Source organism: Embleya sp. NPDC008237, from assembly GCF_042956465.1.
Lineage (GTDB): Bacteria > Actinomycetota > Actinomycetes > Streptomycetales > Streptomycetaceae > Embleya.
Genome location: NZ_JBIBGL010000014.1, coordinates 1 through 24,073 on the forward strand (window position 1 = coordinate 1; position 24,073 = coordinate 24,073).

General features: G+C 69.4%; 25 protein-coding genes and 1 tRNA gene. 10 read left to right on the plus strand and 16 right to left on the minus strand.

Annotated features, from left to right (window positions below):
• The 3 genes from ACFZBU_RS31815 to ACFZBU_RS31825 form a co-directional block, all read left to right on the plus strand.
• On the plus strand, positions 1–198 hold a 198-nt coding region (locus ACFZBU_RS31815), incomplete at its 5' end, for a hypothetical protein (protein ID WP_391587161.1).
• A 240-nt stretch (positions 199–438) separates the two neighbouring features.
• The gene (locus ACFZBU_RS31820) at positions 439–1,425 is read left to right on the plus strand and encodes a Yip1 family protein (RefSeq protein WP_391587162.1); all 987 of its coding nucleotides are present in this window, start codon (positions 439–441) and stop codon (positions 1,423–1,425) included.
• 418 nt (positions 1,426–1,843) lie between these two features.
• Entirely contained in the window at positions 1,844–2,446 is a 603-nt protein-coding gene (locus ACFZBU_RS31825; RefSeq protein WP_391587163.1) for a bifunctional DNA primase/polymerase, read from the plus strand.
• 125 nt (positions 2,447–2,571) lie between these two features.
• Here the strand turns inward: ACFZBU_RS31825 and ACFZBU_RS31830 are convergent, their stop codons facing one another.
• Positions 2,572–3,069 carry a phosphoribosyltransferase gene (locus ACFZBU_RS31830; RefSeq protein ID WP_391587164.1) on the minus strand — a complete coding sequence of 166 codons (498 nt, stop codon included), beginning with the start codon at positions 3,067–3,069 and terminating at the stop codon, positions 2,572–2,574.
• A gap of 207 nt (positions 3,070–3,276) precedes the next feature.
• Positions 3,277–3,858 carry a dCTP deaminase gene (gene dcd, locus ACFZBU_RS31835; RefSeq protein WP_020557430.1) on the minus strand — a complete coding sequence of 194 codons (582 nt, stop codon included), beginning with the start codon at positions 3,856–3,858 and terminating at the stop codon, positions 3,277–3,279.
• A 148-nt stretch (positions 3,859–4,006) separates the two neighbouring features.
• Between dcd and ACFZBU_RS31840 the strand changes: the two genes are divergently transcribed.
• Positions 4,007–4,077, plus strand: a tRNA-Gly gene (locus tag ACFZBU_RS31840).
• A gap of 532 nt (positions 4,078–4,609) precedes the next feature.
• Here the strand turns inward: ACFZBU_RS31840 and ACFZBU_RS31845 are convergent.
• Both ACFZBU_RS31845 and ACFZBU_RS31850 read right to left on the minus strand, forming a co-directional pair.
• Positions 4,610–5,161: a hypothetical protein gene (locus ACFZBU_RS31845; protein WP_391587165.1), complete on the minus strand. Its 552-nt coding sequence runs from the start codon at positions 5,159–5,161 to the stop codon at positions 4,610–4,612.
• A complete protein-coding gene (locus ACFZBU_RS31850; RefSeq protein WP_391587166.1) occupies positions 5,158–6,273 on the minus strand; it encodes a helix-turn-helix domain-containing protein in 1,116 nt (371 codons plus the stop codon). Before ACFZBU_RS31850 ends, ACFZBU_RS31845 begins: the two co-directional genes overlap by 4 nt.
• A gap of 602 nt (positions 6,274–6,875) precedes the next feature.
• Between ACFZBU_RS31850 and ACFZBU_RS31855 the strand changes: the two genes are divergently transcribed.
• Positions 6,876–7,880: a zinc-binding dehydrogenase gene (locus tag ACFZBU_RS31855; protein WP_391587398.1), complete on the plus strand. Its 1,005-nt coding sequence runs from the start codon at positions 6,876–6,878 to the stop codon at positions 7,878–7,880.
• Between the two features lie 1,002 nt (positions 7,881–8,882).
• Here the strand turns inward: ACFZBU_RS31855 and ACFZBU_RS31860 are convergent.
• The gene (locus ACFZBU_RS31860) at positions 8,883–9,893 is read right to left on the minus strand and encodes a nitrilase family protein (RefSeq protein WP_391587167.1); all 1,011 of its coding nucleotides are present in this window, start codon (positions 9,891–9,893) and stop codon (positions 8,883–8,885) included.
• 267 nt (positions 9,894–10,160) lie between these two features.
• On the opposite strand from ACFZBU_RS31860, the gene ACFZBU_RS31865 reads away from it, so the two are divergent.
• Entirely contained in the window at positions 10,161–11,246 is a 1,086-nt protein-coding gene (locus tag ACFZBU_RS31865) for a LysR family transcriptional regulator (RefSeq protein ID WP_391587168.1), read from the plus strand.
• Positions 11,247–11,485: 239 nt separating this feature from the next.
• Here the strand turns inward: ACFZBU_RS31865 and ACFZBU_RS31870 are convergent, their stop codons facing one another.
• Both ACFZBU_RS31870 and ACFZBU_RS31875 read right to left on the minus strand, forming a co-directional pair.
• Complete coding sequence (locus ACFZBU_RS31870) at positions 11,486–11,854, minus strand: VOC family protein (protein WP_391587169.1); 369 nt, start codon at positions 11,852–11,854, stop codon at positions 11,486–11,488.
• A gap of 529 nt (positions 11,855–12,383) precedes the next feature.
• Positions 12,384–12,863, minus strand: coding sequence for an RrF2 family transcriptional regulator (locus ACFZBU_RS31875; RefSeq protein ID WP_391587170.1), 480 nt, complete (start codon positions 12,861–12,863; stop codon positions 12,384–12,386).
• 200 nt (positions 12,864–13,063) lie between these two features.
• Between ACFZBU_RS31875 and cspE the strand changes: the two genes are divergently transcribed.
• Positions 13,064–13,273 (plus strand): transcription antiterminator/RNA stability regulator CspE, encoded by a 210-nt coding sequence (cspE, locus tag ACFZBU_RS31880; protein WP_355544882.1) that lies wholly within the window; start codon positions 13,064–13,066, stop codon positions 13,271–13,273.
• Between the two features lie 271 nt (positions 13,274–13,544).
• On the opposite strand, the gene ACFZBU_RS31885 is transcribed toward cspE, so the two are convergent.
• Both ACFZBU_RS31885 and ACFZBU_RS31890 read right to left on the minus strand, forming a co-directional pair.
• Positions 13,545–13,835, minus strand: coding sequence for an MTH1187 family thiamine-binding protein (locus ACFZBU_RS31885; RefSeq protein ID WP_391587171.1), 291 nt, complete (start codon positions 13,833–13,835; stop codon positions 13,545–13,547).
• A 242-nt stretch (positions 13,836–14,077) separates the two neighbouring features.
• A complete protein-coding gene (locus ACFZBU_RS31890; RefSeq protein WP_391587172.1) occupies positions 14,078–15,004 on the minus strand; it encodes an alpha/beta hydrolase in 927 nt (308 codons plus the stop codon).
• 169 nt (positions 15,005–15,173) lie between these two features.
• Here ACFZBU_RS31890 and ACFZBU_RS31895 point away from each other — a divergent pair, with 169 nt between their 5' ends.
• On the plus strand, positions 15,174–15,524 hold the full coding sequence (locus tag ACFZBU_RS31895; RefSeq protein WP_391587173.1) for a hypothetical protein: 351 nt from the start codon (positions 15,174–15,176) through the stop codon (positions 15,522–15,524).
• A 96-nt stretch (positions 15,525–15,620) separates the two neighbouring features.
• Here ACFZBU_RS31895 and ACFZBU_RS31900 read toward each other — a convergent pair whose 3' ends face one another.
• Positions 15,621–16,145 carry a PadR family transcriptional regulator gene (locus ACFZBU_RS31900; RefSeq protein ID WP_391587174.1) on the minus strand — a complete coding sequence of 175 codons (525 nt, stop codon included), beginning with the start codon at positions 16,143–16,145 and terminating at the stop codon, positions 15,621–15,623.
• Positions 16,146–16,254: 109 nt separating this feature from the next.
• Between ACFZBU_RS31900 and ACFZBU_RS31905 the strand changes: the two genes are divergently transcribed.
• Both ACFZBU_RS31905 and ACFZBU_RS31910 read left to right on the plus strand, forming a co-directional pair.
• Positions 16,255–16,797 carry a hypothetical protein gene (locus ACFZBU_RS31905; RefSeq protein ID WP_391587175.1) on the plus strand — a complete coding sequence of 181 codons (543 nt, stop codon included), beginning with the start codon at positions 16,255–16,257 and terminating at the stop codon, positions 16,795–16,797.
• A gap of 84 nt (positions 16,798–16,881) precedes the next feature.
• The gene (locus ACFZBU_RS31910; protein ID WP_391587176.1) at positions 16,882–18,168 is read left to right on the plus strand and encodes a carotenoid oxygenase family protein; all 1,287 of its coding nucleotides are present in this window, start codon (positions 16,882–16,884) and stop codon (positions 18,166–18,168) included.
• A gap of 42 nt (positions 18,169–18,210) precedes the next feature.
• On the opposite strand, the gene ACFZBU_RS31915 is transcribed toward ACFZBU_RS31910, so the two are convergent.
• From ACFZBU_RS31915 to ACFZBU_RS31940, 6 genes are all read right to left on the minus strand, one after another.
• Positions 18,211–19,008, minus strand: coding sequence for an endonuclease/exonuclease/phosphatase family protein (locus tag ACFZBU_RS31915; protein ID WP_391587177.1), 798 nt, complete (start codon positions 19,006–19,008; stop codon positions 18,211–18,213).
• 119 nt (positions 19,009–19,127) lie between these two features.
• The gene (locus ACFZBU_RS31920) at positions 19,128–19,421 is read right to left on the minus strand and encodes a hypothetical protein (RefSeq protein ID WP_391587178.1); all 294 of its coding nucleotides are present in this window, start codon (positions 19,419–19,421) and stop codon (positions 19,128–19,130) included.
• 102 nt (positions 19,422–19,523) lie between these two features.
• On the minus strand, positions 19,524–20,492 hold the full coding sequence (locus ACFZBU_RS31925; protein WP_391587179.1) for a hypothetical protein: 969 nt from the start codon (positions 20,490–20,492) through the stop codon (positions 19,524–19,526).
• Between the two features lie 3 nt (positions 20,493–20,495).
• A complete protein-coding gene (locus ACFZBU_RS31930; RefSeq protein ID WP_391587180.1) occupies positions 20,496–20,861 on the minus strand; it encodes a hypothetical protein in 366 nt (121 codons plus the stop codon).
• A gap of 406 nt (positions 20,862–21,267) precedes the next feature.
• A complete protein-coding gene (locus ACFZBU_RS31935) occupies positions 21,268–22,224 on the minus strand; it encodes a pirin family protein (RefSeq protein WP_391587181.1) in 957 nt (318 codons plus the stop codon).
• A gap of 503 nt (positions 22,225–22,727) precedes the next feature.
• The gene (locus ACFZBU_RS31940; RefSeq protein WP_391587182.1) at positions 22,728–23,915 is read right to left on the minus strand and encodes an ROK family transcriptional regulator; all 1,188 of its coding nucleotides are present in this window, start codon (positions 23,913–23,915) and stop codon (positions 22,728–22,730) included.
• Between the last annotated feature and the right edge of the window lie 158 nt (positions 23,916–24,073).

The window sequence follows — 24,073 nt, forward strand, 5'->3', positions numbered from 1 at the left end:
CTGAAGCCGGACATCGTCTCCACCGCCTGCCCGTTCTGCCTGGTGATGTTCACCGACTCGATCAACGCCAAGAAGCAGGCCGGCGAGGCCTCGGAAGACCTCCGCGTCGTCGACGTGGCACAACTGCTCCTGCAATCCGTGCAACTCCCCGAACCACCGGCGGCCGAGGAGGCCCTGGAGGACGCGGGAGCCAAGTAGTGCTTGTGTGACGGGTCGGCGGTCGGCGGTCGGCGGTCGGCGGTCGGCGGTCGGCGGTCGGCGGTCGGCGGTCGGCGGTCGGCGGTCGGCGGTCGGCGGTCGGCGGATGATAACGGGTGACAGGTGACGGGATCGCCGTCGGTTCTCCTGCGGGAGGTCGACGGCGATCGCGTTTTTGTGCCCGAATTACGACCTTCCCGGGACGACGCGAGGGGTCGAACTGCCGGTACCGTCATTGATGTGACTGGCAATGGACCCTACGACCCGTACCGGCAACAGCCCCCGCCTGCCGGCCAGGGTTACCCACCTCAGCACGGCGGGGCTCACGGCGATCAGTACGGTGGCCAACAGGGCCCGTACGGTGGCCAACAGGGGTATGGGCAGCAGGGCTACGGCGGCCAACCGGGCCACGGCGGGCAGCAGGGCTACGGCGGGCAACAAGGCCATGGGCAGCAGGGCCACGGACAGCAGATTCCGCCGCCACCGCCGCCTACGCCTTCGTCGTCGCAGGGTGGACAGGGCGGCTCGGGCGACCCGAACTACGGGCCTCTGTCGTTGCCGGACGAGACGAGTCTGTACATCTACGGCGCGCCGCCCGACGAGTACACGACGGTGACGCCCGCGGTGTCGCCCCGGCAGCAGCAGCCGTACCCGCAGCCGCCGCAGTACAGCGGTCCACCGCCGCGGAACCTGCACTGGAAAGAGGTGCTGAGCGGGTTCGTGCTGCGCCCGTTGCGCACCATGGACGCGGTCCGCGACCAGGCGGTGTGGTGGCCGGCGCTGATCATGTCCGCGCTCGGTGGCGCGCTCGCGGTGTTCGCGAACGACGCGTCCCGCAAGGAACTCGTCGACTCGACCATGAGTACGAGCGTGCCCGCACTCGGCATCGTGATCGTGATGGTGCCGGCGTTCTGCGCACTGCTCGGGCTGGTGTCGCATGCGCTCGCGACCCAGTTCGGCGGGAACGGATCGCCGACGCCGTTCATCACGCTGTCGATGATCCTGGTCTGGATCGCGGACGCACCACGGCTGGTGGTCGCGCTGTTCGCACCCGACGACAATCCGATCGTGGCCGGCATCGGCATCGCGTCGTTCGCGTTGACCGCGTGGCTGCTGACGATGTTGATGACGCGGGTACACGAGTTGCCGTGGCCTCGGGCGCTGGGGTGTGTGTCGGTCGAGCTGATCGCGTTGTTGCTGGTGTTGAAGCTTCCGTTGGCGTCGTAAGGCTGCGGAGGCGCGAGGTCGCGAGGGCGTGACGGTGTGCGATCGTGACGTCGTGAGGCGTGGTGGCGTGACGTCTTGGGGCGGGACGGCGTGGCGGCGTGGCGGCGTGGTGGCGTGACGTTGTGCGGTTGGGGGTCGTGAGGTTGTGACCCTGAACGGCCGGACGGCCGGACGGCGTCAGCATGTTGGTGGCGTTGTGAGGTGGGCGGCGGTGGGGGCGTGGGTGCGGCCTCGGTTCTGACGTCGAGTCAGGCCGGCGGCGAAGCGTGCCGGCAGTGGACCGGGCGGACCACAAGTGGCACGGCCGGGCCGCGTTGCGGATCTGTTCGGTAACCGCTTCGGGCGGTGTACTCGTAGAAGTACACCTGTCCGCGTACGACATCTCGTCGTCATCGCGGTTGTGAGGAACGGAACGGACATGCTTGTGCGGCAACGCACCCGGGCTGCGCTCCAGGCCGCCGCTCTCTTCTACGTCGTGGATCGCGGTTGGCCCGTCCTGCCCGGTGCCTACGTCGAAGACGGTCGATGTTCGTGCGGCGACACCGATTGCCCGGACCCGGGCGCCCACCCCGCCGCGGAACCCGGGCTGACCCGGGCCACCCGATCGACCGACGACGTCTGGGAATGGTGGAGCGGGAAGCCGTACACGGTCCTGCTGGCGAGCGGGCTGGAGTTCGACGTCCTGGACGCCCCGGCGAAGGTCGGCTATGCGGCGATCCGCCAGTTGGAGGTGACCGGCCTGCCGCTGGGGCCGGTCCTGCATCTACCGGGCGAGCGGCTGTTGTTCCTGGTCGACCCGGGCGCGCGCAGCATGTACTGGTACACGGTCGACCACAACGACACGGCCCGGTTCGACGTCCGCCACCACGCGGTGGGCCACTTCGTACCGGCCCCGCCCTCGTCCACCGCATGCGGCGAATGCACCCGCTGGGCGGTCCCCCCGGATCCGATCGAGCGGGGATTGCCGGGCGCGGTGGACGTACTGGGCGCGTTGATGCGGTTCAGCACACAGGGACGGTAGCCGGCGGGCGGAAGCGCGGGCGGTAGCGCCGGTGGCAGCGCATGTCGGAGCCGGTACCCCCACTCCTTCTCCGGCTCCCCTTCTTCCTCTTCCTCTTCCTCTTCCGAACCCTGCTCCGGTCCGGCTCAGGCGTCGAGAATCTGGCCCTGGCGGGTGACCACCGGCGGCTGCACGGACCACGGGAAGTTGATCCACTCGTCGGTGTGCTTCCACACGTACTCGCACTTGACCAGCGACTGCGGCTTCTCGTAGACGACAGCGCAGCGCACCTCGGCGACGTTGCCCTCGCAGAAGTCCCGAACCAGCAGCAGCGTCTTGCCGGTGTCCGCGACGTCGTCCGCGATCAGCACCTTCTTGTTCGAGAAGTCCACCACGTCCGGCACCGGCGCGAGCATGACCGGCATGTCCAGCGTGGTCCCGATGCCGGTGTAGAACTCGACGTTGACCAGGTGCAGATTCTTCACGTCCAGCGCGTACGCGAGCGCACCGGCCGCGAACACGCCACCGCGGGCGATCGACAGGATGATGTCGGGCTCGTACCCGTCCTCCGCAACCTGCGTCGCCAGCTCACGCGTGGCCTGGCCGAAGAGCGGCCAAGTGAGGTTTTCACGCACGTCACTCATGTCCGGGTATGCCTATCTTCGCTTCGGGATCGGCCGCGGGTGGTGGTCGCGGCGGGAGAGTGGAGGCGAGAGCAGTGCTCACGCTCGCGAGCAGCGCTCACGGCTATGAGCATCGCTCGCGATCAAGATCGGTGCTCGCAGTCATGATCAATGCCCGCAGTCGCGGTCGCGGTCGCGATCTCGGCGGGATCGCCACCTCACCGCGATCTAGTCGCGGACGTTCGTCCGATGAAAGTCCTTGAACGAGCGGGAGGGAGTGGGCCCGCGCTGCCCTTGGTACCGCGACCCGTACACCGAGGACCCGTACGGGAACTCGGCCGGCGACGACAGCCGGAACATGCACAACTGGCCGATCTTCATCCCCGGCCACAACTTGATCGGCAACGTGGCGACATTGGACAGCTCCAGCGTCACATGCCCCGAGAAGCCCGGGTCGATGAACCCGGCGGTGGAGTGCGTCAACAGCCCGAGCCGCCCGAGCGAACTCTTCCCCTCCAACCGGGAGGCCACGTCGTCCGGCAACGACACGACCTCGTAGGTCGAGCCGAGCGCGAACTCACCGGGATGCAAAATGAACGGCTCGCCCTCGGGGGGCTCGATCATGCGAGTGAGATCCGGCTGCTCGACGGCGGGGTCGATGTGCGGGTACTTGTGGTTCTCGAAGACCCGAAAGAACCGGTCAAGTCGAACGTCCACACTCGACGGCTGAACCATGGCCGGCTCGTAGGGATCGATCCGAACCCGACCGCAGTCGATCTCCGCGCGAATGTCCTTGTCCGATAGAAGCACGTGGAAAGGGTAATCGCAGGCCCCCGGATCCACCCAAACGCTCCGCACCACCCACCCGCCACACCCACCCCCACCACGAAACGTTGCTGCAACCACGCTCGACCATCCGGTAGAGTGACGATGCAGGGTTCCCCTCGGGGCGCCTGATGCGGGCGTAGTTTAATGGTAGAACATGAGCTTCCCAAGCTTAGAACGCGAGTTCGATTCTCGTCGCCCGCTCGTGTGAAGAAGGCCCAGGTCACGGAGGACTTCCGTGGGCTGGGCCTTCGTCGTTTCCGGACTCGCCGCGCCTCGCACGCAGGGTCCGTGCCGGATGCGGGTCGATGTCGGCGGTGAACTTGACTCGCTTCGCGATGGTGTCGGCAACGGCTTGGCAGCGCGACTGCCGGCTTGTGGACGCAGCGTCCGGTTCTACCCGTTACACATCCACCCTGAGCCGATGCACCAGAGGGGCGGTCGTACACGACCAGGCCGTGTCCGGCGGATCTTGGTGGGGCCACGCCGCCCGGCACCGCGTCTCACCGCACCGGGAAACAGCGGAGGTGGCGGAAGGAGAGTTCCGGGCCTGCGTGCCGGACGGCGAAGGGCGAACCGAGGTGCGCCCAACCCCGGTCCGAGGCTCTTCCGGCAGACCTCATCCACTGGCCTGACGAGTCGTCAACTGCAGCATCACGCTCGCCCCCGAAAGGCCCGACACTCCATACCAGCTGTCAGCGCCATAATGGGCGACTCCCATGGCCCCTCGCGTGGGTCAGAGATCAAGCAACCCCTCGCCTCGCGCCCAGTCAATGAACTCGCTACCGGAGCACGGCAAGAATGCTTCGTGGTCGGCGAGAATATCGACCACGCCGGAAGCTTCGTCTTCGGTGATCATCCCGTCGCGTATCCCTCGGCAGATCAGTTGAAGGGATCCGGTGATTTGAGTACCACGCTCGATCGCCATCGCCCTGCCGGCGCGGTCGTCCACCACGGCGCAAATTCCGTGAAACTCCGCATAGGCAAGGGTTGCGCACTCTCCCAGGTTGCGCATGCCTCCGCCCATTCGTGAATGATATTCACTGAATCGCGCTATGTACCCAAGACTCGGTTCGTCGACAACACTGATCCAAGGCGTGGCAAGGACGTGATGAAGCCGACTGCTCTTGGTCGTGCCGTTTAAAATTTCCTCCTCGACGACGCGCGTGATGACGCACCGATGCCCATCAACGAGCCGGCCGAGCTTGTCCAGCTGGTTTGAGCGCGCGAAGTAGTTTAGTGGCGAGCTGTCGAACACCAGGCGCCCGCCCCCGAGCAAGGCTGTCAAGCCAACTCATTCCTCAGTGCCTCGAGCGGGATCTCATCTCGCGCCGGAAGCTCGTCCACGGTAACGGCTCCACGCGCAATTTCAACTGCTCGCTCAGCAGAGATCTTATGCTTCTTGTACGCGCGAATGGCAGCCTGCAAAACTCCTGTAGAAACTTCGGGCGCTACCAACTCTTCTTCCACCCGGACACCCGCTTCGAGGTAGTCTGCGCGCGTCGGAGATCGAGAGTCGAGAACCCGCAAGTCACTTCCGGTGATCAGCGAGAGCTCTCTGAGACGAAACAAGAGGAGAGACCAGCTCACGCGATACTCGGCGCCAAGAATAATTGCACTGCTGCGTTTTTCATACTTGAGAGTGAGCTCCGACCAGCGCCGGCTGATACCCGGCGGAATCAGGATCGACCTGGCCAGCGCATCAATCGCACGTTCATGCTCCCCGGTTGCCCCGCCCCAGTCGGTAGAAAAGGCGTCTCCCAGTACGTGATGCCCAATCTCATGCGCCAGGACAAACCGACGATGGCCCGAGTCTCGGTCGCCGTTGATTACGGCAACCCCGATACCATCGCCAACTTCGGCATAACATCCGTCGACAGCACCCTCGCCGAGCCTCAGCGAGTACGCGTACAGGCCAATGCGGGCCGCCGCGTCAGACAAGGCCAGCAGCGGCTTCGACCGGTCGACACGCATGCAGTCACGCACCGATGTCGCGATCGTTCCGACGGCTTCCACGTCATCCGCACCGAACGCGGAGTAGCGTCCAGGCTGATGCGGGGGCCGAATCGATTTGACCTCGACGAGTAGGGCCACGTCCCGACTTACGTCCTCAAGGACGAGGTCTCCTACTGGATCGGAGCGTTGCTCGGCCTGCTGTGCCCTCCGGCTGGCCACGGCCGGTGGTGGACTCGTCACGAACCATGCAAGGGGGCGCTCCAAGCGCTCCGCCAGGCGAACGAGTTCAAGAGAACTCAACTGACGCCGCCCCGCCTCGATTTTGGCCACAGCGCTGCGGTCGACGTTCAGGGCCTCGGCCACCTGCTCCTGGCTCAGGCCGACCAAGCGCCGAGCGGTGGCTACCCGCGCTCCGACGTCAGACCAAGTGAGTTCGGCGTCCATTGTGCCAATATCGCACATCGAAGGTTTCGAGACCACGGGGCTCCACGAAGAGTGACGCCGGCGGAACCGGGCGCCGAGCTGCTGCGATGTTGTCTGCTTGCTCGACTGACAGCGCGGGACCCAGCCGCCCATGCCTCGTAGTGGCCTCCACCAATGTGGCTTCGGCCTACCGAGGAGCAATGTTCTGAGGTCCAGTTGCGCCCCGGCCGGTGCGAGGGTTGCCGCAGTGAGTGGGTGATACGCAAACGCACGTCTTCGTGGAGTGACCGTGGGATGAGTTCGACCCCCGCATCCCCGGCCCGGTGGAACGGGCAGGTTGCGCTTCCGCCCGATCCTGGCTCGGCCCGGTGGGATCTGACCTTGTTCCGGTGAAACCCGCTCGTTGATGAGGCCCGGGTCACGGATGGTCTCCGTGGACTGGCGACTTCGTTGGATTGGGACTTCGTTGTTTCCGAGTTTGTTCGGGCTTGCTTGGCGGGCTTGGGGTGACGTTCCTGATCCGCCTTGCGATGGCGTCGACTGCTTGGGTGGATCGGAACAGGGATGCTGGTGGGGTGGGTGTGCCGGTGCTGTCGGCTGAGGCAATGGGGTTGACGGGTTTGATGGGCGGGACGATGCGGGCTGTGGTTTTGGGTGGGCCCGGGCCGGTGGGGAACCTGGTGGTGCGGGATGTGGCGGTTCCCGAGGTGCGGCCGGGGTGGGTTCGGGTTGCGGTGAAGGCGTTTGGGCTCAATCGGTCGGAGTTGCATACGCGGCTCGGGTTGGCGGAGGGGGTCACGTTTCCGCGGGTGCCGGGGATTGAGGCTGTGGGGGTTGTGGATGAGCTGGATCCGGCCGATGAGGGGTGTGGGCCGGCGGTTGGGCGGCAGGTGGTGACGATGATGGGGAATATGGGGCGGACCTACGACGGTGGGTACGCGGAGTACACGTTGGTGCCGGTGGGGCAGGTCATTCCGTTTTCGTCGGAGTTGGCTTGGGAGGTGATCGGGGCGGTTCCGGAGACGTTGCAGACCGCTTATGGGTCGCTGACCACCGGGTTGGATTTGGCTGCGGGGCAGACTCTGCTGATTCGTGGCGGCACTTCGTCGGTCGGGCTGGCTGCGGCGGCGCTGGCGAAGGGGCTTGGGGCGACCGTGTTGGCGACCACTCGTAAGGCCGCGAATGTGGATGTGTTGAAGGCTCAGGGGGTCGACCACGTGTTGGTTGACGATGGGAGTGTGGCCGGGGCGGTTCGGGCGCTGTATCCCGATGGGGTCGATGCCGCGTTGGAGTTGGTCGGGACGCCGACGTTGCCGGACACCCTGGCCGCCACGCGGGTGCACGGGACGGTGTGTTTTACCGGCATGTTGTCCAATGAGTGGCTCGTGCGGGACTTCTATCCCATCGGTTATCTGCCGAAGGGCGTTCGGTTGACCGCCTATGGGGGCGAGAGCGGTGATCTGCCGGGCGAGGTGTTGCAGCACTACCTCGACGAGATCGCCGCAGGGCGGATTTCGCTGGGGCCGACGCACGTCTATCGGCTCGATGACGACGACATTCGGCAGGCTCATATGGACATGGAAATGGGCCGCACCGTGGGCAAGTTGGTCGTGCTGACCGGTCGATGAACGCGGAGGGTGGGGTCATGACGCCGCCGTCCGCGTTCGCCGAAGTGGCGGGTGACGCGGATGTGGATCGATCGGCGACGGTGCGCCCTTGGCGTGTCACGGCGGCGGCACGCTGCGGGCCGGGTCCGGCCGGGTCCGGCCACGGCCACGTCCTGTGGCATGCCGACGAGTCGACGCCCAGGTGGGCTTCGGCCTCGTTGCCCTCCCTGGGCTGCGGTCTGGTCTGGATGGCCGCGTGGCGGCGGGCAGGGCGGTTGTACGTCCCTGGCCTTCGAGAACGCGTGGACGGTCGCGGCGGAACCACCGAGAGTCGGCGTATGGATGTCACGAGTGCCGACCGGCTTCGACGGTCGGAAGAGTGGTTGACCGAGGCCGCGAAATTGGCACGGCCCGTCTGGGAGGCGGAGCGTGACCACGATGCGTTTCGGCGTTTCTGCGCGCTCGGGGTTGGGGTGCCGTGCAGGCGATCGCGGTGATCCGGCGGGTGCAGGGGTGTTCGCTCAGGGACACCATCGACCTCCACGAGTCGTATCGCACACGTGCCCGGGCGGAGGAGGGCTCGTCCGAGGCCGGCCCCTGAGTCGGTGGGGTTCCGGCGTGGGCGGGGTGGTGGAGAAGCGGGCGGCTCTTCGGGGGCACGTTTCGCATGGAAGTGGATGGAAGTGGTGAGTGGGGATGCCGTAGAGGGTGGGCCGGCGGCGGCCCGCGCCGGAGAGACCCTGTCGGCACGTGCGACTTGGGCCAGGCGCACCCACGACCCGCGCCAGGCGCCAGGTGCCGCCGGATCGGGTGGAAGCGGACTCGCCCTGGGCCGGCGATGGTCCGAGGGTGGCCGACCCCGTGGTGGAGCGGGCGATTCCGGGGAGGGTTCGTCGCCGAAGTGGTGGATGAGAAGGCCGTGGGAGGCAGGCCGGCGGTCCTTGAGCCGAACGGCGGCCGTGGACCCTTGAGGCGTGCAAGATCCGGGCAGGGCGCGTTCACGGCTGAATCGGCGCGGCCGGATCAGGTGGAGGCGGACTCGCCCTGAGCGGGCGGGGGTTCCAGCGTGGGCGGCTCCGTGGAGAAGCGGGCGGTTCTGGGTGGGCGTTCGTCGCCGAAGTGGTGGGTGAGGATGTCGTAGAGGGCGGGCCGGCGGCCCTTGAGCCAGCGGCGGCCGGTGGACATCGGGATCAGGGACAGGTCGATGTCGGCGGTGACCATGGTGTCTTCGGCGGCGCAGGTCTCGGTGAGGATGCGGCCGTAGGGGTCCAGGATCATCGCGTTGCCCGTGCGGACCTCGTCGTCGTCGCGGCCCACGCCGTTGCTGAAGATCAGGGCCAGGCCGTTGTCGTGGGCTCGGGCGGGAAGCCAGCGCATCAGCCAGGCCCGGCCGCTTTCGCCGCGGAAGGCTGCTTCGATGGCGGCGGGGTCGCGGTGTCGCGCCTCCCACAGGGGCATCGGGATCGGACGCATGGCGTGCGGGCTTCGCGAGGCCGTACCGCCGGTTTGGTGCGGGGCCACCAGGATCGAGGCGCCGAGGAGGGCGGTGGCGCGGACGTTTTCGACCAGGTTGTTGTCCCAGCAGATGAGGATGCCGACGCGGGCGCCCCACGGGGTGTCGAAGACGGTGTAGTGGTCGCCGCTGGAGATGGCCTCGTGTTCGAAGGCGTGCAGTTTGCGGTGGCAGTGGACTCGGCCGTCAGGGAGGCAGACGGCGTACGAGTTGTAGAGGCGACCGTCGGTCTCGTCGATTTCGAGGAAGCCGAGGCCGGCCGCGATGCCCAGTTCCATGGCGAGCCGGCGCACGTGCGTGACGGACGGGCCGGTGCTCGGCTCGGCGAGTTCGCGCAGGCGGTCGGGGGTGTGGCGACGGAGGTGCCAGTAGCCCAGGAGGCACATCTCGGGGAGGACGACCAGGCGGACGCCGTCGGCGGCGGCTTCGCGGACGAAGTGTTCGACGCGGGCGAGGTTGTAGCCCTTGTCGTCGGGGCGGGGCTCGAACTGTACCGACGCGCAACGCAACAATTGGTCCATCGATGGCTCCCGCTCTCGGGTTCGGTAGGCGGTAGGCGGTAGGCGGTAGGCGGTAGGCGGTAGGCGGTAGGCGGTAGGCGGTAGGCGGTAGGCGAGTATCCGGAGTTCGGTACGTGGTATTCGGTACCTGGATACGTCTGGATACGTGTGGTCGGGCTTACCGGTCCGATCTCTCCCCCATCACAGTGGTGCGGCGGGCTGCGGTCCAATGAATGTTTGGGCCGCTTCGATAACCGGGAGGAATGGATCGCCGCCTAGACTCCGGGTATGGACGTGCGGCTGCTGCGAGCCTTGGTCGCGGTCGCGGACTCCGGCGGGTTCGGAGTCGCGGCGGGGCGCTTGTCGATCACTCAGCCCGCGTTGACCAAGCAGATTCAGGCCCTGGAGGCCGAGGTCGGTGGCGCGTTGTTCACGCGCGGACGGCGGGGGGCCGAGCCGACCCGGCTCGGGCTGGCGCTGTTGCCGGATGCGCGGGAGTTGGTGCGGCGCGTCGACGTGTTGAGCCGCCGGGCCGCGCAGTTCAGGCGTGGCGAGGCGGGGACGCTGGCGGTCGGGTTCGGGCTCTCCGGTATCGATCTGGCCCCGCATGCCGTGGCGGCCTTTCGGCGGCGCTTCCCGGGAGTCGGGATCACGTTGGAGGACATGTCGTCCGATGCACAGGTCGAGGCGGTACGAGCCGGCGATCTCGATGTGGGTTTCGTACGGCTGCCGGCGCCGGACGACCTGGGGCGGCTGGTGGTGCTGACCGACACCCTGGCGGTGGCCTCGCCCGGGGACCAGGATCCGCCCCCGACGGATGCGGTCGGGGTCGCCGCGTGGTTGCGCGGCCGGCCCGTGGTGCGGCTGACGCGGGCGAAGGGGCCGGGGTTGGTACGGCAGATCGAGCTGTTCGAGAGCGAATTCGGGGCTCGGCCCGAGCTCGTCCAGGAGGCGTCCGACCTGCAGACGGTGCTTGCTCTGGTGGCGGCCGGGGTGGGCGCGGCCCTGGTGCCGGCCGGTGCCGCCGACATCGCGGCGGCCACGGTCACGGTGACCCCGATCGAGTCCGGTGGCGGGTCGAGTGACGGGCTCGACGGCGGGGCGGGTGGCGAGTCCGGCCGTGGATCCGACGGCGGGGCGGACGGCGGAACGCTCGGCAGGTTCGGTGGCGAGCGAACCGGCGGATCCGATGCGGTGTCCTGGCGGATCGGCGCAGTTTGGGATCCGGCTCGGCCCACTCGGGTCCGGGACAACTTCCTCGCCGTCGTCCGAGAACTCGCCGGCCGCCGCCGCAACGAGGGCACCGCCGGCGCCGGTTCGGTACGGACGCCCGGCCGGGACCGCGGACGCGACGCCTCTGCGACCGGTCCGTGATGCACACGGGCCGGGGGCGGGCGAGGACGCGGATACGCAGCAGCGTGCGAGCCGGCGAAGCCGGAGGGCGGGGGCGGAAGGCCGAAGGCGGAGGGCGGAAGGCAGCTGAGGGAAACGCGCATGCTGGAACGTCGTGGTCGGCGACGCGGCCCGGTCCGGGGCCGGCCCGCGTGGCTTCGTCGTGCTGGGGGGGCGGCGGCCTCGGGCACTTCGACAGGTCGCGCGCCGAGTACGAGCAATCAGCGGCTGACCAGGCAGAAGGGATGGCCGGCCGGGTCGGTGAGGACGCGCCACCTGTCCTCGTTCGGCTGGTGGTCCGGCTTGCCTGCGCCCAGTTCCAGCAGTAGGGCTTCGGCCTCGTCCAGGTCTTCGACTTCGAAGTCGAAGTGGAACTGTTGGGGGACGCTCTGATCGGGCCAGCAAGGAGCCCGATAGTCGTCGACCCGCTGGAAGCCGATGAAGAGGCCGTCCACACTGTTGAGACCGGCGAAGTCGGCGTCGGATTTCGGGTGCGGTTCGAGGCCGGTGGCTTGCTGGTAGAACGCCGCCAGAGCCTGCGGATCAGGGCAATCGAGGGTTATCGCGCACAACTTCATCGGCAGGGGCATGGCACCTCCGGAGCGGATCGATGGCCTTCTGCAATGCCCAAACCTAGGGCGTGACTTCACTCCTTCGCCGGGTTCCGCAGCGACCGCGTGTCGGTGTGTCGGTGTGCCGGTGCGTCGCCGGGCCGCCGGGCCGCCGGCCGCCAGGCCGTAGCATCACCCGCACGTGCCGGGACGGCACCCGCCTGGGGCTCCATTCGGGCATTTCGCCGAAGCGGCGCACACAAATGCGGAGCCCGCAGGGCGGATGCCCGGCGGCCGGGTAGTCGGCGGGGGATCGAGGACACGCCTTGCGAGCGGCCACGCCCCGCCCACCCGCACGCGGTGGTGGCCTCCTGCCGACGTTTTCGCGCGCCGGGACGCCTCGCCGAGGCTCGCCCAGTGCCCACAACCATCCCGATGGCCGGTGCCGACCACCCCGATGGCGGACGCCCATGCCGCCGCCGATCCCGAGGCACGCTCGGCCGCGGGCTCTGCCGTGGCTTCAACGGCCGGCTCGGCCGCGGCGCCGGCACACCAACATTCCTCGCGGTTACTTCTTCGCCAGGCGGGCGCGCGTGAGTTCCGGAGTGTCCGGGGAGCGGGATTCGACCGTGGCTCTGAGGTCGGCGAGGGTCTGGGCGGCCAGTTCGTGGCGCCAGGCGAGGTCGGCTCGGGACATGGCCTGGGCGATGACGCAGGAGGTGCGGTAGTCGGCTGTGGGGTCGGCGTCGGGGCCGTTGTGCAGGATCTGTTGGCAACGGAAGGCCGGGTCGGGGCCCTCGATCGCGACGACGACGTCCATCAGGGTGATGTCCTTGAGGGCGCGGGCGAGGCGAAAGCCACCGCGTGGGCCGGAGGTCGAGGTGACGATGCCGGCCCGGGCGAGCGCCTGGAGCTGCTTGTTCAGGTACGCGGCGGGCAGGTCGTAGAAGGCGGCCAGTTTCGTCGCCGTCACGGCAGTTCCCGATTCGGCCCACGCCAGGTTCAGGCAGCTGTGCAGGGCCCACTCCACGCCTTCGCTCATGTGCATATGCTGGACGCTACCCATCCAGAATATCCGGAACAACCTCGATCACCCATCGGAGGGAACGCTCCGAGAGGAATGGGGTGGACCCGACGATCCGTTACGGCCCGCCCGACCGGGTTCCTGGTTTCCGGTACCCGTCGTGTTGGGCAGGCTCGATGCGCGCGTACCCACGCGGTACTTCGGAGTTCGGGAGAGGCGACCAGATGGCCAAGATCAAGGGGAGCGTGAAGTGGTTCAACGAGGCCAAGGGTTTTGGCTTCATCAGCCCGGAGGACGGCAGTAAGGACGTCTTCGTGCACTTCAGCGCGATCCAGGGCAACGGCTTCAAGACGCTCGCCGAGGGCCAGTCGGTCGAGTTCGAGATCCAGGACGGCCAGAAGGGCCCGAGCGCCGCCAACGTGCTCGCCATCTGACCCGAAGCACCGCGGACATGCGATCGTGGCCACGAACCCGGTCCGCCGACTCGTGGCCACGACGGCACCCACACCGAGGCCGCTCCCGACTCGGGCCTCGACCCGGGCTCCGAGACTGCCGGCCCCAAAACTCCGGGCCAAGGGCCTCCGGGCTCCGAACCGAAGCCGAACCCGAAGCCGGAGTCGAACCCGAACACGAAGCCGGAGCCGAACCCGAAGCCAAGCCGAAGCCGAACCCGAAGCCCCGCACTCGTCTTCGGCCTCCGCCGCCCTACGCCAGGTACCGCTCGATCGTCTCCACCTTCGCCGTCAGCCCGTCCACGACCCCGTCGCGGATATCCGCCTTGAGCACCAGGCTGACCCGGTTCGAGTGCGCCTTGACCGCCTCGACGGCCGCCTTCACCACGGCCATTACCTCGTCCCACTCGCCCTCGATCGAGGTGAACATCGCATCGGTCCGGTTCGGCAGCCCGCTGGCCCGCACCACCCGGACGGCCTCCGCGACCGCCTCCCCGACGTCTTCACCGACACCGAGCGGGGACACCGAGAACGCGACGATCACGACAACACCTTCCGCAGCCCGAACACCGAAGCCCCCAGCCTAGGCCGTGTCCGGCGGATCCTGGTGGGGTCGCGCCGCCTGGCATCCGCCCTTCGGGCTCCTCGCTGCGCTCGTCTCGCCGCACCGGAGAAACAGCCGCATGGAACCACTATGCGGCCGCTTCTCCGGCACGCCGAGCCACGGCACCGGACGACGCGACCTCATCCACCAGGATCCACCGGACACGGCCTAGGCCGAGCCGGCTACGCGACCTCGAACGCCGCCCGCAGGGCCCGGCGGATGTCGGCCGTCGCGCGGCGCGAGACGTCCGCGGTCGGGATGGCGTTGGAGCCGTGAAAGGTGCCCGGGCGGTGGTGGAGTTCGACCCGGACGCCGGCGCGGATCAGCCGGGAGGCGTATTCGATCGCCTCGTCGCGCAGCGGGTCCAGTTCGTTGGCAGTGATGTACGCCGGCGGCAGGTTGGTCAGGTCCGTGGCGCGGGCCGGTGCCGCGTACGCGGTGGGCTCGGCGCCGGCCAGGTAGTACTGCCAACTCAGCGCCGCCTGCCGCCGGTCCCACAGCGGCGCCGTCTCGAACTCGCGCATCGACGGGGTGTCCAGGCGGTCGTCCAGCACGGCCGTGTCGAGCACCTGGAACACCGGCGTCGGCCCGCCCTCGTCCCGTGCCCGCAACGCCAGCGCCGCGGCCAGACACCCGCCCGCACTGACCCCGCCCACCGCGATCCGCGCCGGGTCGGCGCCGAACGAGGGCGCGTGCTCGGCCACCCAGCACAGCGCCGCCCACGCGTCCTCGAAGCCGGCCGGGAACGGGTGCTCGGGCGCGAGCCGATACTCCACGCTCACCACGATGCAGCCGACCTCCAGCGCGGTCGCCACGCAGCCGCCGTCCGAGCTGTCGATGTCGCCGAACACGAAGCCGCCGCCGTGGAACCACACCAGCACCCCGAGCGAGCCGTCCGGACCGGTCGCCCGGGCCGCGTCCTCGGGCGTGTAGATCCGCACCGGTACGCCCCCGGCCACGATCCGGTCCTCGACCAGCAGGCCGTCCGGACGCTGCACCTGCTGGGTGCGGCTCCGCTGCGCCGCGCGGAAGGCCGCCGGGTCGGCGATGTCCACGGTCGGCAGGTACGGGAGGACCGCGAGCAATTCGGGGTCTATGCGGTGTTCCATGCCGCGGAAACTAGCAGCGGATGCCGGCAAGATCCATGACGGTCCGTCAGATCCATTCGAAGCGAGGCGGAAGTCACTCCGTCGGCGGTACCCCGCCGAGCCGCCGGCGACCGCCCCGACCTGCGAAATCCGCTTCCACCCCGACCCCCTGCGGACGCACCATGTGGCCATGAACGCCATCCCCACCACGACGCTCTGGCGGCCGACCGGACCGGCCGAGTTGGAGCTCGTGCGCGAGTCCGGCTGGACCGCCTGGCCGGCCAGGCTGCCCGACCAGCCGATCTTCTATCCGGTGCTGAACGAGGACTACGCGATCAAGATCGCGCGCGATTGGAATGTGCCGGCCTCCGGGGTCGGCTACGTGACCCGTTTTCGGATCGAGACCGAGTTTGTGATCCGCTACCCGGTGCGGCAGGCAGGTGGCCGCACCGTGCTCGAACTGTGGGTGCCGGCCGAGGAGTTGGCCGAGTTCAACCGGCACATCGTCGGCCCGATCGAGGTCGTGCACGAGTTCCGCTGAGCCGCGCGCGGCCGGGTTCGGCCGGCCGCGCGCCCGAGTGACGGACCCTGCCCGCCCGCGCGACGCACACCGCGCGGGCGGGCCCGTCGCGCCGGCTCACGGCGTCGGCGGCGTCACCTGCTCGGCCGCCCATTCCGCCCACTCGCGCTGTACCTGCGACAACCGCAGCCCGTACTCCAGCGCGATCCGCCCGTACACCGACAGCGGGCTGTCGTCCCACTCCACGTTCGCCTGTACCGCCTCGAGACCCGCATGGGTCCCGGCCGCGGCCTCGGCCTGGGCGGCGAGATAGTCCCGGGCCTCGGCCGGATCCAGTGTGTCCAGGAAGAAGACCCGCAGCAGCATGCCGCTGCGCCGGACCCGCTCCGGCTCCACCTCGACCAGCCAGTGCCGCAGCTCGGTCCGCCCGCTCGCGGTGATCGAGTACTCCTTGCGGCCGCGCGGGCCCTCGGCGGTCACGTCGAGCAGGCCCTCGGCGGAGAGTTTGCCCAGTTCGCCGTAGACCTGGCTCTGGGTGGCAGGCCACACGTTGGCCAGCGAGGTTTCGAATGCCTTCAACAGGTCGTAGCCGCTGGCCGACCGATTGGCGAGGAGTCCCAGGAGGGCATGACGGAGGCTCATGACCCGGACTTTACCACTCAGCATTGACATGTCGAAATAGGAACGTCCATGATTGACCTGTCAGCAGCGCAGGGTCGTGCCGAGCGCCAGGTCGAGCCAGGGGAATCCCGTGAACTACGTACGCAACTTCGCACCGTGGATCGTCTTCGCCGCCATTCCCTCGACGAACTGGCAGTGGGGCGCCCTGGCCGCCCTGGCCGTCACCGTGGCGATGGCCGCCCAGGACCACCGGGCCGGCCGCGGGGTCGACCTGCTCGCCTACAGCAGCGCGGCCTTCTTCCTGGTGCTGACCCCGATCGCGTTCGCCGCGCCGGACGCCGCCTTCCACCGCTACGTCGGCGCCGCCTCGTTCGCGTGGCTCGCGATCACCGCGTGGGGCTCGCTGGCCCTGCGCAACCCGTTCACCCTGGTGATCGCCCGCCGCTCCACCCCGCGCGAGATCTGGGGCCTGCCCGGCTTCCTGCGGGTCAACGTGGTGATCACCGCGGTCTGGGCGGCGAGCTTCACGGTCACCGCGCTCGCGCTCTACCTGGTCAAGGCCGACGACCTCGCCGGCGGCGTGGCGATCGCCGTGCAGGCCGCCGGATTCGTGGTCCCGGCGATTTTCACCGCCCGCTACCCGGCGATCGTCCAGGCCCGACACGCCGGCTGACCCGCGCCCCGCACCGGTAAGCCCGCGCTCGTAACCCCGCGCCGAGCACGTCCGCCGCCCGCACACCCGCCAGGAGCCCGCATCATGACGCCGTTCCACCTCACCGGCAACCACGCCCCGGTCACCGAGGAGCGCACCGAGACCGCCCTGCGGGTCAGCGGCGAACTCCCCGTCGAACTCACCGGTTCCTACCTGCGCAACGGCCCCAACCCGCGGACCCCCAGCGGCCACTGGTTCCTCGGCGACGGCATGGTGCACGGCGTGCGGCTGACGGCCGGGCGGGCCGCGTGGTACCGCAATCGCTACGTGCGCACGAACAACTTCGACACCCGCGCCCCGCTCCGCCGTGCCGACGGCGCCCGCAACCCGGCCGACGGCGTCGCCAACACGCACGTGGTGCGACACGCCGGCCGCACCTTCGCCCTCGTCGAGAGCTCGTACCCCTACGAGCTCACCGAGTCGTTGGACACGATCGGGCCGTACGATTTCGCCGGCCGGCTGCGCACCGCGATGACCGCGCACCCCAAGACCTGCCCGACCACCGGCGAGCTGCACTTCTTCGGCTACGGGTCGTTCGTCCCGCCGTATGTGACCTACCACCGCGCCGACGCCGCCGGTGAACTCGTGGTCAGCCGCGACCTGGACGTCCCGGGCCACACGATGATGCACGACTTCAACCTCACCGAAGGCCACGTGGTCTTCATGGACCTGCCGGTGGTCTTCGACCCGGACCGCGCTCGGGCCGGGACCATGCCGTACGCGTGGGACGACGACTACGGCGCCCGCCTGGGCGTGTTGCGACGCGACGACCCGTACGGCGCCGTGCACTGGTTCGACATCGACCCGTGCTACGTCTTCCACACGCTGAACGCGCACGACGAGGGCACCGACCGGATCGTGCTGTACGTCATGCGCCGCTCGCACCTGTACCGCCAGGATGCGCCGGACGGCGCCGCCACGTTGTGGCGGTGGACCATCGACCTGGCCGGCGGAAGCGTGCGCGAGGAGCAACTCGACGATCGGGCATCGGAGTTCCCCCGCGTGGACGATCGACTCGCCGGGTTGTCCGCACGTCACGGCTTCACCGTGACCGAGCAGGCGGTGTTGCGCTACGACCTGACCGACGGGACCGCGCTCGCCCACGACTTCGGTGCCGGTCGTACGCCCGGGGAGGCGACGTTCGTGCCCGCCGACGAGCGGCCGGGCGGGCCCGGTTGGCTGCTCACCTACGTGTACGACGCGGCGAGTGATACCAGCGACCTGGTCGTGCTGGACGCGGACGACCTCGGCGCCGACCCGGTGGCCACCGTGCATCTGCCGTGCCGGGTGCCGTTCGGGTTCCACGGCAACTGGCTGGCGGATCGGGCGTAACCGTCCGGGCCACGGGATGCGCGTGGGCCGACCGACTCCGGTTCAGGACGTCGTTCGCCGACGCAGCCACGCCTGGACCGGCCAGTGGTCGGACGGGCAGCGGCCGTCCCTGGTCCAGGTCAGCGTGCGCGCGTCGACCACGTCGAAATCGGCGGTCGCCAGGATCCAGTCGATCCGCTCGCCGTCGACCGGTGGTTCCCAGTTGTTGTAGGTCCGGGTCGTGCCGGTCGGGTCCGCGTCCCGCAGCAGCCCACCCGCGGTCAGGATGGCGTACGGAACGCTGTCGGTACCGACGTTGAAGTCGCCCACCACGATCGCCGGTTCACCGGCGAACCGGCGTGCCAACAGTGCCCGCAGCGCGTGCGCGCTCTTGCGCCGGGCATTTGCCGAGACGTGATCCCAGTGCGTGTTCACGAAGGCGAACTCCCCGCCGGAGTCCAGATCCCGGAAGCGGACCCAGGTCATCATCCGGGGATGCCGCCAATTGCCCCATGTACGCGATCCGATCAGGCGCGGGAACGCGGACAACCACACGTGGTCGAAGGCCAACGGCTCCAGACGTTCGACGTCGTAGAAGACCGCACCGAACTCGGACCCGCTGCCCCCTTCGCGCCCGAGGCCGATCCAGTCGTACTCGGCCCGCAGTTCGCGGGCCAGCGGCCGGAGTTGATGCCAGCGCCCCTCCTGGGTGCCGAGCACGTGCGGGTGCTCGCGGCGGATCGTCTCCACCACGAGGGGAAAGCGCTCCCGCCACGAGTTCGGCGCCGGGTTCTCCGGGCCGCGCAGATTGAACGTCATCACGTGCAGCGGATCGCTCATGTCCCAAGGACCATCGCTCATGTCCTGGGGACTACCACCGAGACGACCACCGCACGCCGGACGTCACCCGTCGACCACGCGCGTTCGTGCCACGGCCGTCGGGCCCGACCGCGGTGCGGCCCGGCCCGTGCGGCCCCGGCTCAGCTGAACACGTCGCTGACCGCGTTGACGCCGGCCGTGACGAAGTGGTCGACCAGTTCCGAGAGCGAGGACGCCACCTGGGTACCGGACAACATCACGCCGGCCACGAAGGCCAGAACCAGGCCACCGATTTTGTAGTTCTTGTGGGTGACCAGGTAGAAGAGAATGAAGATGATCAGGATCGGGACACCGACGGTCACTCCACGACCGGCGCTGCTCGTCTCGTTGGGCAGCGCCAATTGGAGCTCGACGATGGAGTCGGGCGCGGCAGCGGCCACGGCGCTCAGCGACATGTGCATGATTCCCCTCCGGTCCTGCGGTAGTCCGCCGGTCCCTGTTTGCCTTGGCGTACCCGTGATATGACGGTTCGTAAGCTACTCACGTCGCACGCACCGTCACCCGCCACCGATGGGGATGGATGCGCCGGCCATCAGACCGGCGAGCACCCAGGCCCAGCGCATCAGCCGCAGCAGCGGCCACTTCGCGCTGACGATCACGATCCAGAAGCCCATCATGAGCCACAGGCAGAAGGCCGCCATGAAGTTCGCCTCCGACGAGCAGCTCACGAGGAGCCCCGCACCGTAGTAGGCGGCGAATCCGGCGGGAACCAGCATGATCAGGTCGGTTCCACCGAACGGACCCCGGGTGGGTCCGACACTCCCGTCGGCACCCCCCACGAACGGCGGCTGCACCTTGGGTGTACCCGAACCCGCGCCCTGCGTACCGGAATCGGCGGCTCCGGGGGCATCGTCCGCGGCTCCGGCCGCGGGACCTCGGCGAACGAACCTGCTCAGCCCGGAGGCGGCGGTCGCGCCGCGTGCGGTCTCGGCCGCGGAACCCGCCGCGGCGGCGCCCGCGGCCGGGCCGGCCGCCTTGGCCGACTTGCGCCACGGCAGCTTGCGCGCGCTTTCGACGGGCGTCGCGGGGGCGTTGAGGCGCCCCGGGTCGCGGGGTTTCATCACGTGCCGCACCGTGGGCCGCGCCGGCCGATCCGCCGCACCGGCGGTGCCGCGCTCGGCCCGTTGCGCCTCGGCCCGGCGGACCTCCTCGGCGCGTCGGTCCTCGGCGGCGCGTCCGGGGCGCGTGGGCGGACCGCCCGCGCGCTCGGTCGTACGCCGGGTCTCGGCCGCGGCCGCCGCGTCCCGCTCGTGCTTCCGACGCTCCCGCAAGTCCCGCCGCCACGAGGGCTCCTCGTCGACCCGAGGTGCGCTCGACGCGCGCGAGGGCTTGCTCGCACGCTCCGCGCGAGGCGCCGGGAAGGCCGGCTCCTCCTCGTCGGGGTCGGCGAGTTGGCGTCGACGGACCAGGTCCCCGAGCCGAAGTCCGCGTGCCTCGGGGGGCGGTGGCGGTTCGTACGCGCTCATCGCCTATCCCCCTCCCGACTGACGTGGACACGGCTTGCAGGCACGGCTGTGCCGATATGCCGCCAGTATCCACGGCACCGCGATCGCAAGCGCGAACAACTCACCGTCGCGCGCACGTCCCTTGAGGTGCAGAACCACCGCGAACAGCGCGGCGGTGCCGAGGATGAGCATCGTGAGCGCGTTCGAGTGGATGATCTTCAGCGCGATCCAGTTCGTGGACGAGGCCCGGGTCTTGACCGTGCTCTCCACGAACTTCTTGCGCCAGTCGGTGGCCATCAGGGCCCCCAGGGCCCGGTCGCACCGGGCCACGCACGGGTCGACGGAAAACCCGTGGGCGACGTACCGGTCGAAGCCGGTCCGATCACCCACGAACCGGTCGGGGAGATGGCGAAATATGAAGCGTGGGGCGGCCGTCGGTCACCGTCGCCGATGCCGTGTGCCACCCGGGAGGGCCAGGACATACGCGGACTCCTCTCGTCCGGTGTCACATCGCGCCGTCGACCGGGGCCACTTCGGCCCGGCGGCGGAGCTCACGGTGGTGAGGTGACGGCTCCACTCCTCTTTCCGCAGGCCGCGCTCATAGCGCGGCAAACCGGTACGTTCCATTTGACCTTGTTCAGTGTGGCCAGTGGGCGGGACAGCGTCAAGGGGCGACCGGTCGGCTCCGTTGCGTAGCCCACGCGCTCGCCCCTGTGAGGCATTCCCTTGCACCCTAAGGGCTCTGACGACCCGTCAGATTCCCCGCCGATGATCTTCGGCCACTGTTGACCGGCCGTCAGATCCGGTCCGCCGGGATCCTTCCCATCCGACCCGCCTTGAAGTCGTCGAACGCCTGCGCCAGTTCGGCGTGCGTGTTCATCACGAACGGGCCATACCAGGCGACTTCCTCGCCGATCGGCTGTCCGCCGAGAACGATCACCTCGAGGTTCGGCTTGTTCGAATCCTGTCGCGCATCGGCCTGGAGGTTGATCGTGTCCCCGGCCCCGAACACCGCGAGCCGGCCGGTTTCGATCGGTCGACGATCGGTCCCCACGGTGCCGGAGCCCGCGAGCACGTACACCAGGGCGTTGTAGTCCTTGCGCCACGGCAGCGAAAGTCGTGCACCCGGATTGACCGAGGCGTGCAGCAACGTGATCGGGGTGTGCGTGATGCCCGGCCCGTCGAAGCCGCCGACCGAGCCGGCGATCAGCCGCACCAGGGCGCCGCCGTCGTCCGACGCGAGCAGCTTGACGTCACCCGCGCGGATGTCCTGGTAGCGCGGATCGGCCATCTTCTGCGCGGACGGCAGGTTGACCCACAGCTGGATGCCGTGGAACAGACCGCCACTGGTCACCAGCGCCTCCGGCGGCGCCTCGATGTGCAGCAGGCCGGAGCCGGCCGTCATCCACTGCGTGTCGCCGTCGGTGATCACGCCACCGCCACCCGCCGAGTCCTGGTGCACGAACTCGCCGTCGATCAGGTAGGTGACCGTCTCGAAGCCGCGGTGCGGGTGCCACGGGGTGCCCTTGGGCTCGCCCGGCGCATAGTCCACCTCGCCCATCTGATCCATCATGATGAACGGGTCGAGATGGCTCTGATCGACCCCGGCGAAGGCGCGGCGAACCGGGAAGCCCTCGCCCTCGACACCGGTGGGCGCGGTGGTGACGGCGAGCACGGGGCGCGGCCGCGCGTCGAGACCGGGTTCCGGCAGACGCGGCAGGGCCAGCGGGTTGGAAACGGTGACGGCGGGCATGGCCTGCTCCTCGGATACGAGTACGGTCCCGGCTTTCCCGGGCCCTGCTCGCTCCAACAGTAGTTGCCCACTCAACATTCCCCACGCGGAGGATCTCTTTCCGCGCAGCACTCGGCCCAGCGTGCGCGGGCCGAAGCAGCGCGGCCGGTGCCCAAGGCGACGCGGCCCGCCGCCGCTTGAGACGAACCAGCCCGGGCCGGCGCTGAGGCCACTCAGCCCCGCCGGCGCTTGAGGTGAACCCAGCCGGGCCGGCGCTTGAGGCCACCCAGCCCCGCCGGCGCATGAGGCGAACCCCGCCCGGCCGGCGCTTGAGGCCACTCAGCCTCGCCCGCGCTTGAGGCGAACCAGCCCGGCCGGCGCATGAGGCGAACCCGAAGCAACCCACGCTCAACGGCGGACGAACACACAGCAGCCGGCCGGCGCTTGAGGCCCGCGCCCGAGGACGACCAGCCACCGCCAGGTCCGAGTGCGCCCGAGGCAACCCGGAAGCCGCCGGCCCGAGTTCAGGCCGGGAGCGCCCGATTCACGCTCGGCAACGATCGCCCACCCGCGAGCCGCGCGAGTGTCGTGTCCACCGAGTCGGGCGACAGGATCTGGTCCAGGGCCATGAAGGCGCAGCCGGTCAGCCCCGCGGCCTCCCCCAACACGCTCGGCACGATCCGCAGCTCCCGCGTGGCCACGGCCGTGGACCGCTTGTACACAACCTCCCGCACCCCCGCCAGCAGCGGATCGCCCGCGTCGGCGAGGTCGCCACCCAGCACCACGACCGCCGGATTGAGCACGTTGACCACACTCGCCAGCACCTCGCCGAGCATCCGCCCGGACTCGCGCACGAGTCGAACCGCCTCGGGCTGACCGGCCGCCGCGAGCGCCACCACGTCCCGCACGCTGGAGACCTCGCGCCCGTCCGGGAAGCGCGCTCCGTGCGCGGCCAGGGTCTCGATCAAGTGCCGTCCGCTGGCCAGTACTTCGAGGCAGTCCACGTTCCCGCACCAACACCGCACGCCGGTGCCGCCGGCCACCGGGATGTGGCCGATCTCGCCGGCCGCGCCGAGCGCGCCCCGGTACACCTTGCCGTCGGCGACTATCCCCGCGCCGATGCCGGTGGAGGCCTTGACGAACACCAGGTCGCCCGCGTCGGCCCGGGCCCGGTACTCGCCCAGGGCCATCACGTTCACGTCGTTGTCCACGTACACCGGTACCGGCAACCGGCGTTGCAGGGTGGGCGCTATCGCCACCCCGTCCCAGCCGGGCAGCGTCGGCGCGCCGGCCGCGCGGCCGGTGTCCAGTTCGACCGGGCCGGGCACGGCCACCCCGACGCCGCGCACCCGCGCCGGGTCGAAGCCCTCTTCCGCGAGCATCGTGTCGATCCAGGCCGGCAGTCCGGTGAGCACCGCGTCCGGCCCACCCTGGGCGGCCATCTGGGTCTCCCGGCTGGCCAGCACCCGGCCGGTCAGGTCGCAGACCGCGAGTTGGCCGCGGCTGCTGCCGAGCGAGGCGGCAAGCACCAGGCCGCCGTCGGGATTGAGTTCGAGGCGGATCGGCGGTCGGCCGCCGGTGGACACGCCATCGGCCCGCTCGGCGAGCAGGCCGGCGTCGACCAGCTCGTCGATCCGAGCCGCCACGGCGGATCGGGACAGCCCGGTCAGCCGGGCGACGTCGGCCCGGGTCTCGGCTTCCCCGTCACGCACAAGGCGAAGGACCTCGCCTGCACTGCTGTGCGGGATGGGATTCGCGCGTCGGGCCATGCCATCCAGTGAACCAGGGCGGCTTTCCCTCGGTCAAAGCCCTAAGTTCACTACTTCGACACCCGAGCGTCACTCTTTTGCTTGCCAAGAGGCAAAAGTAC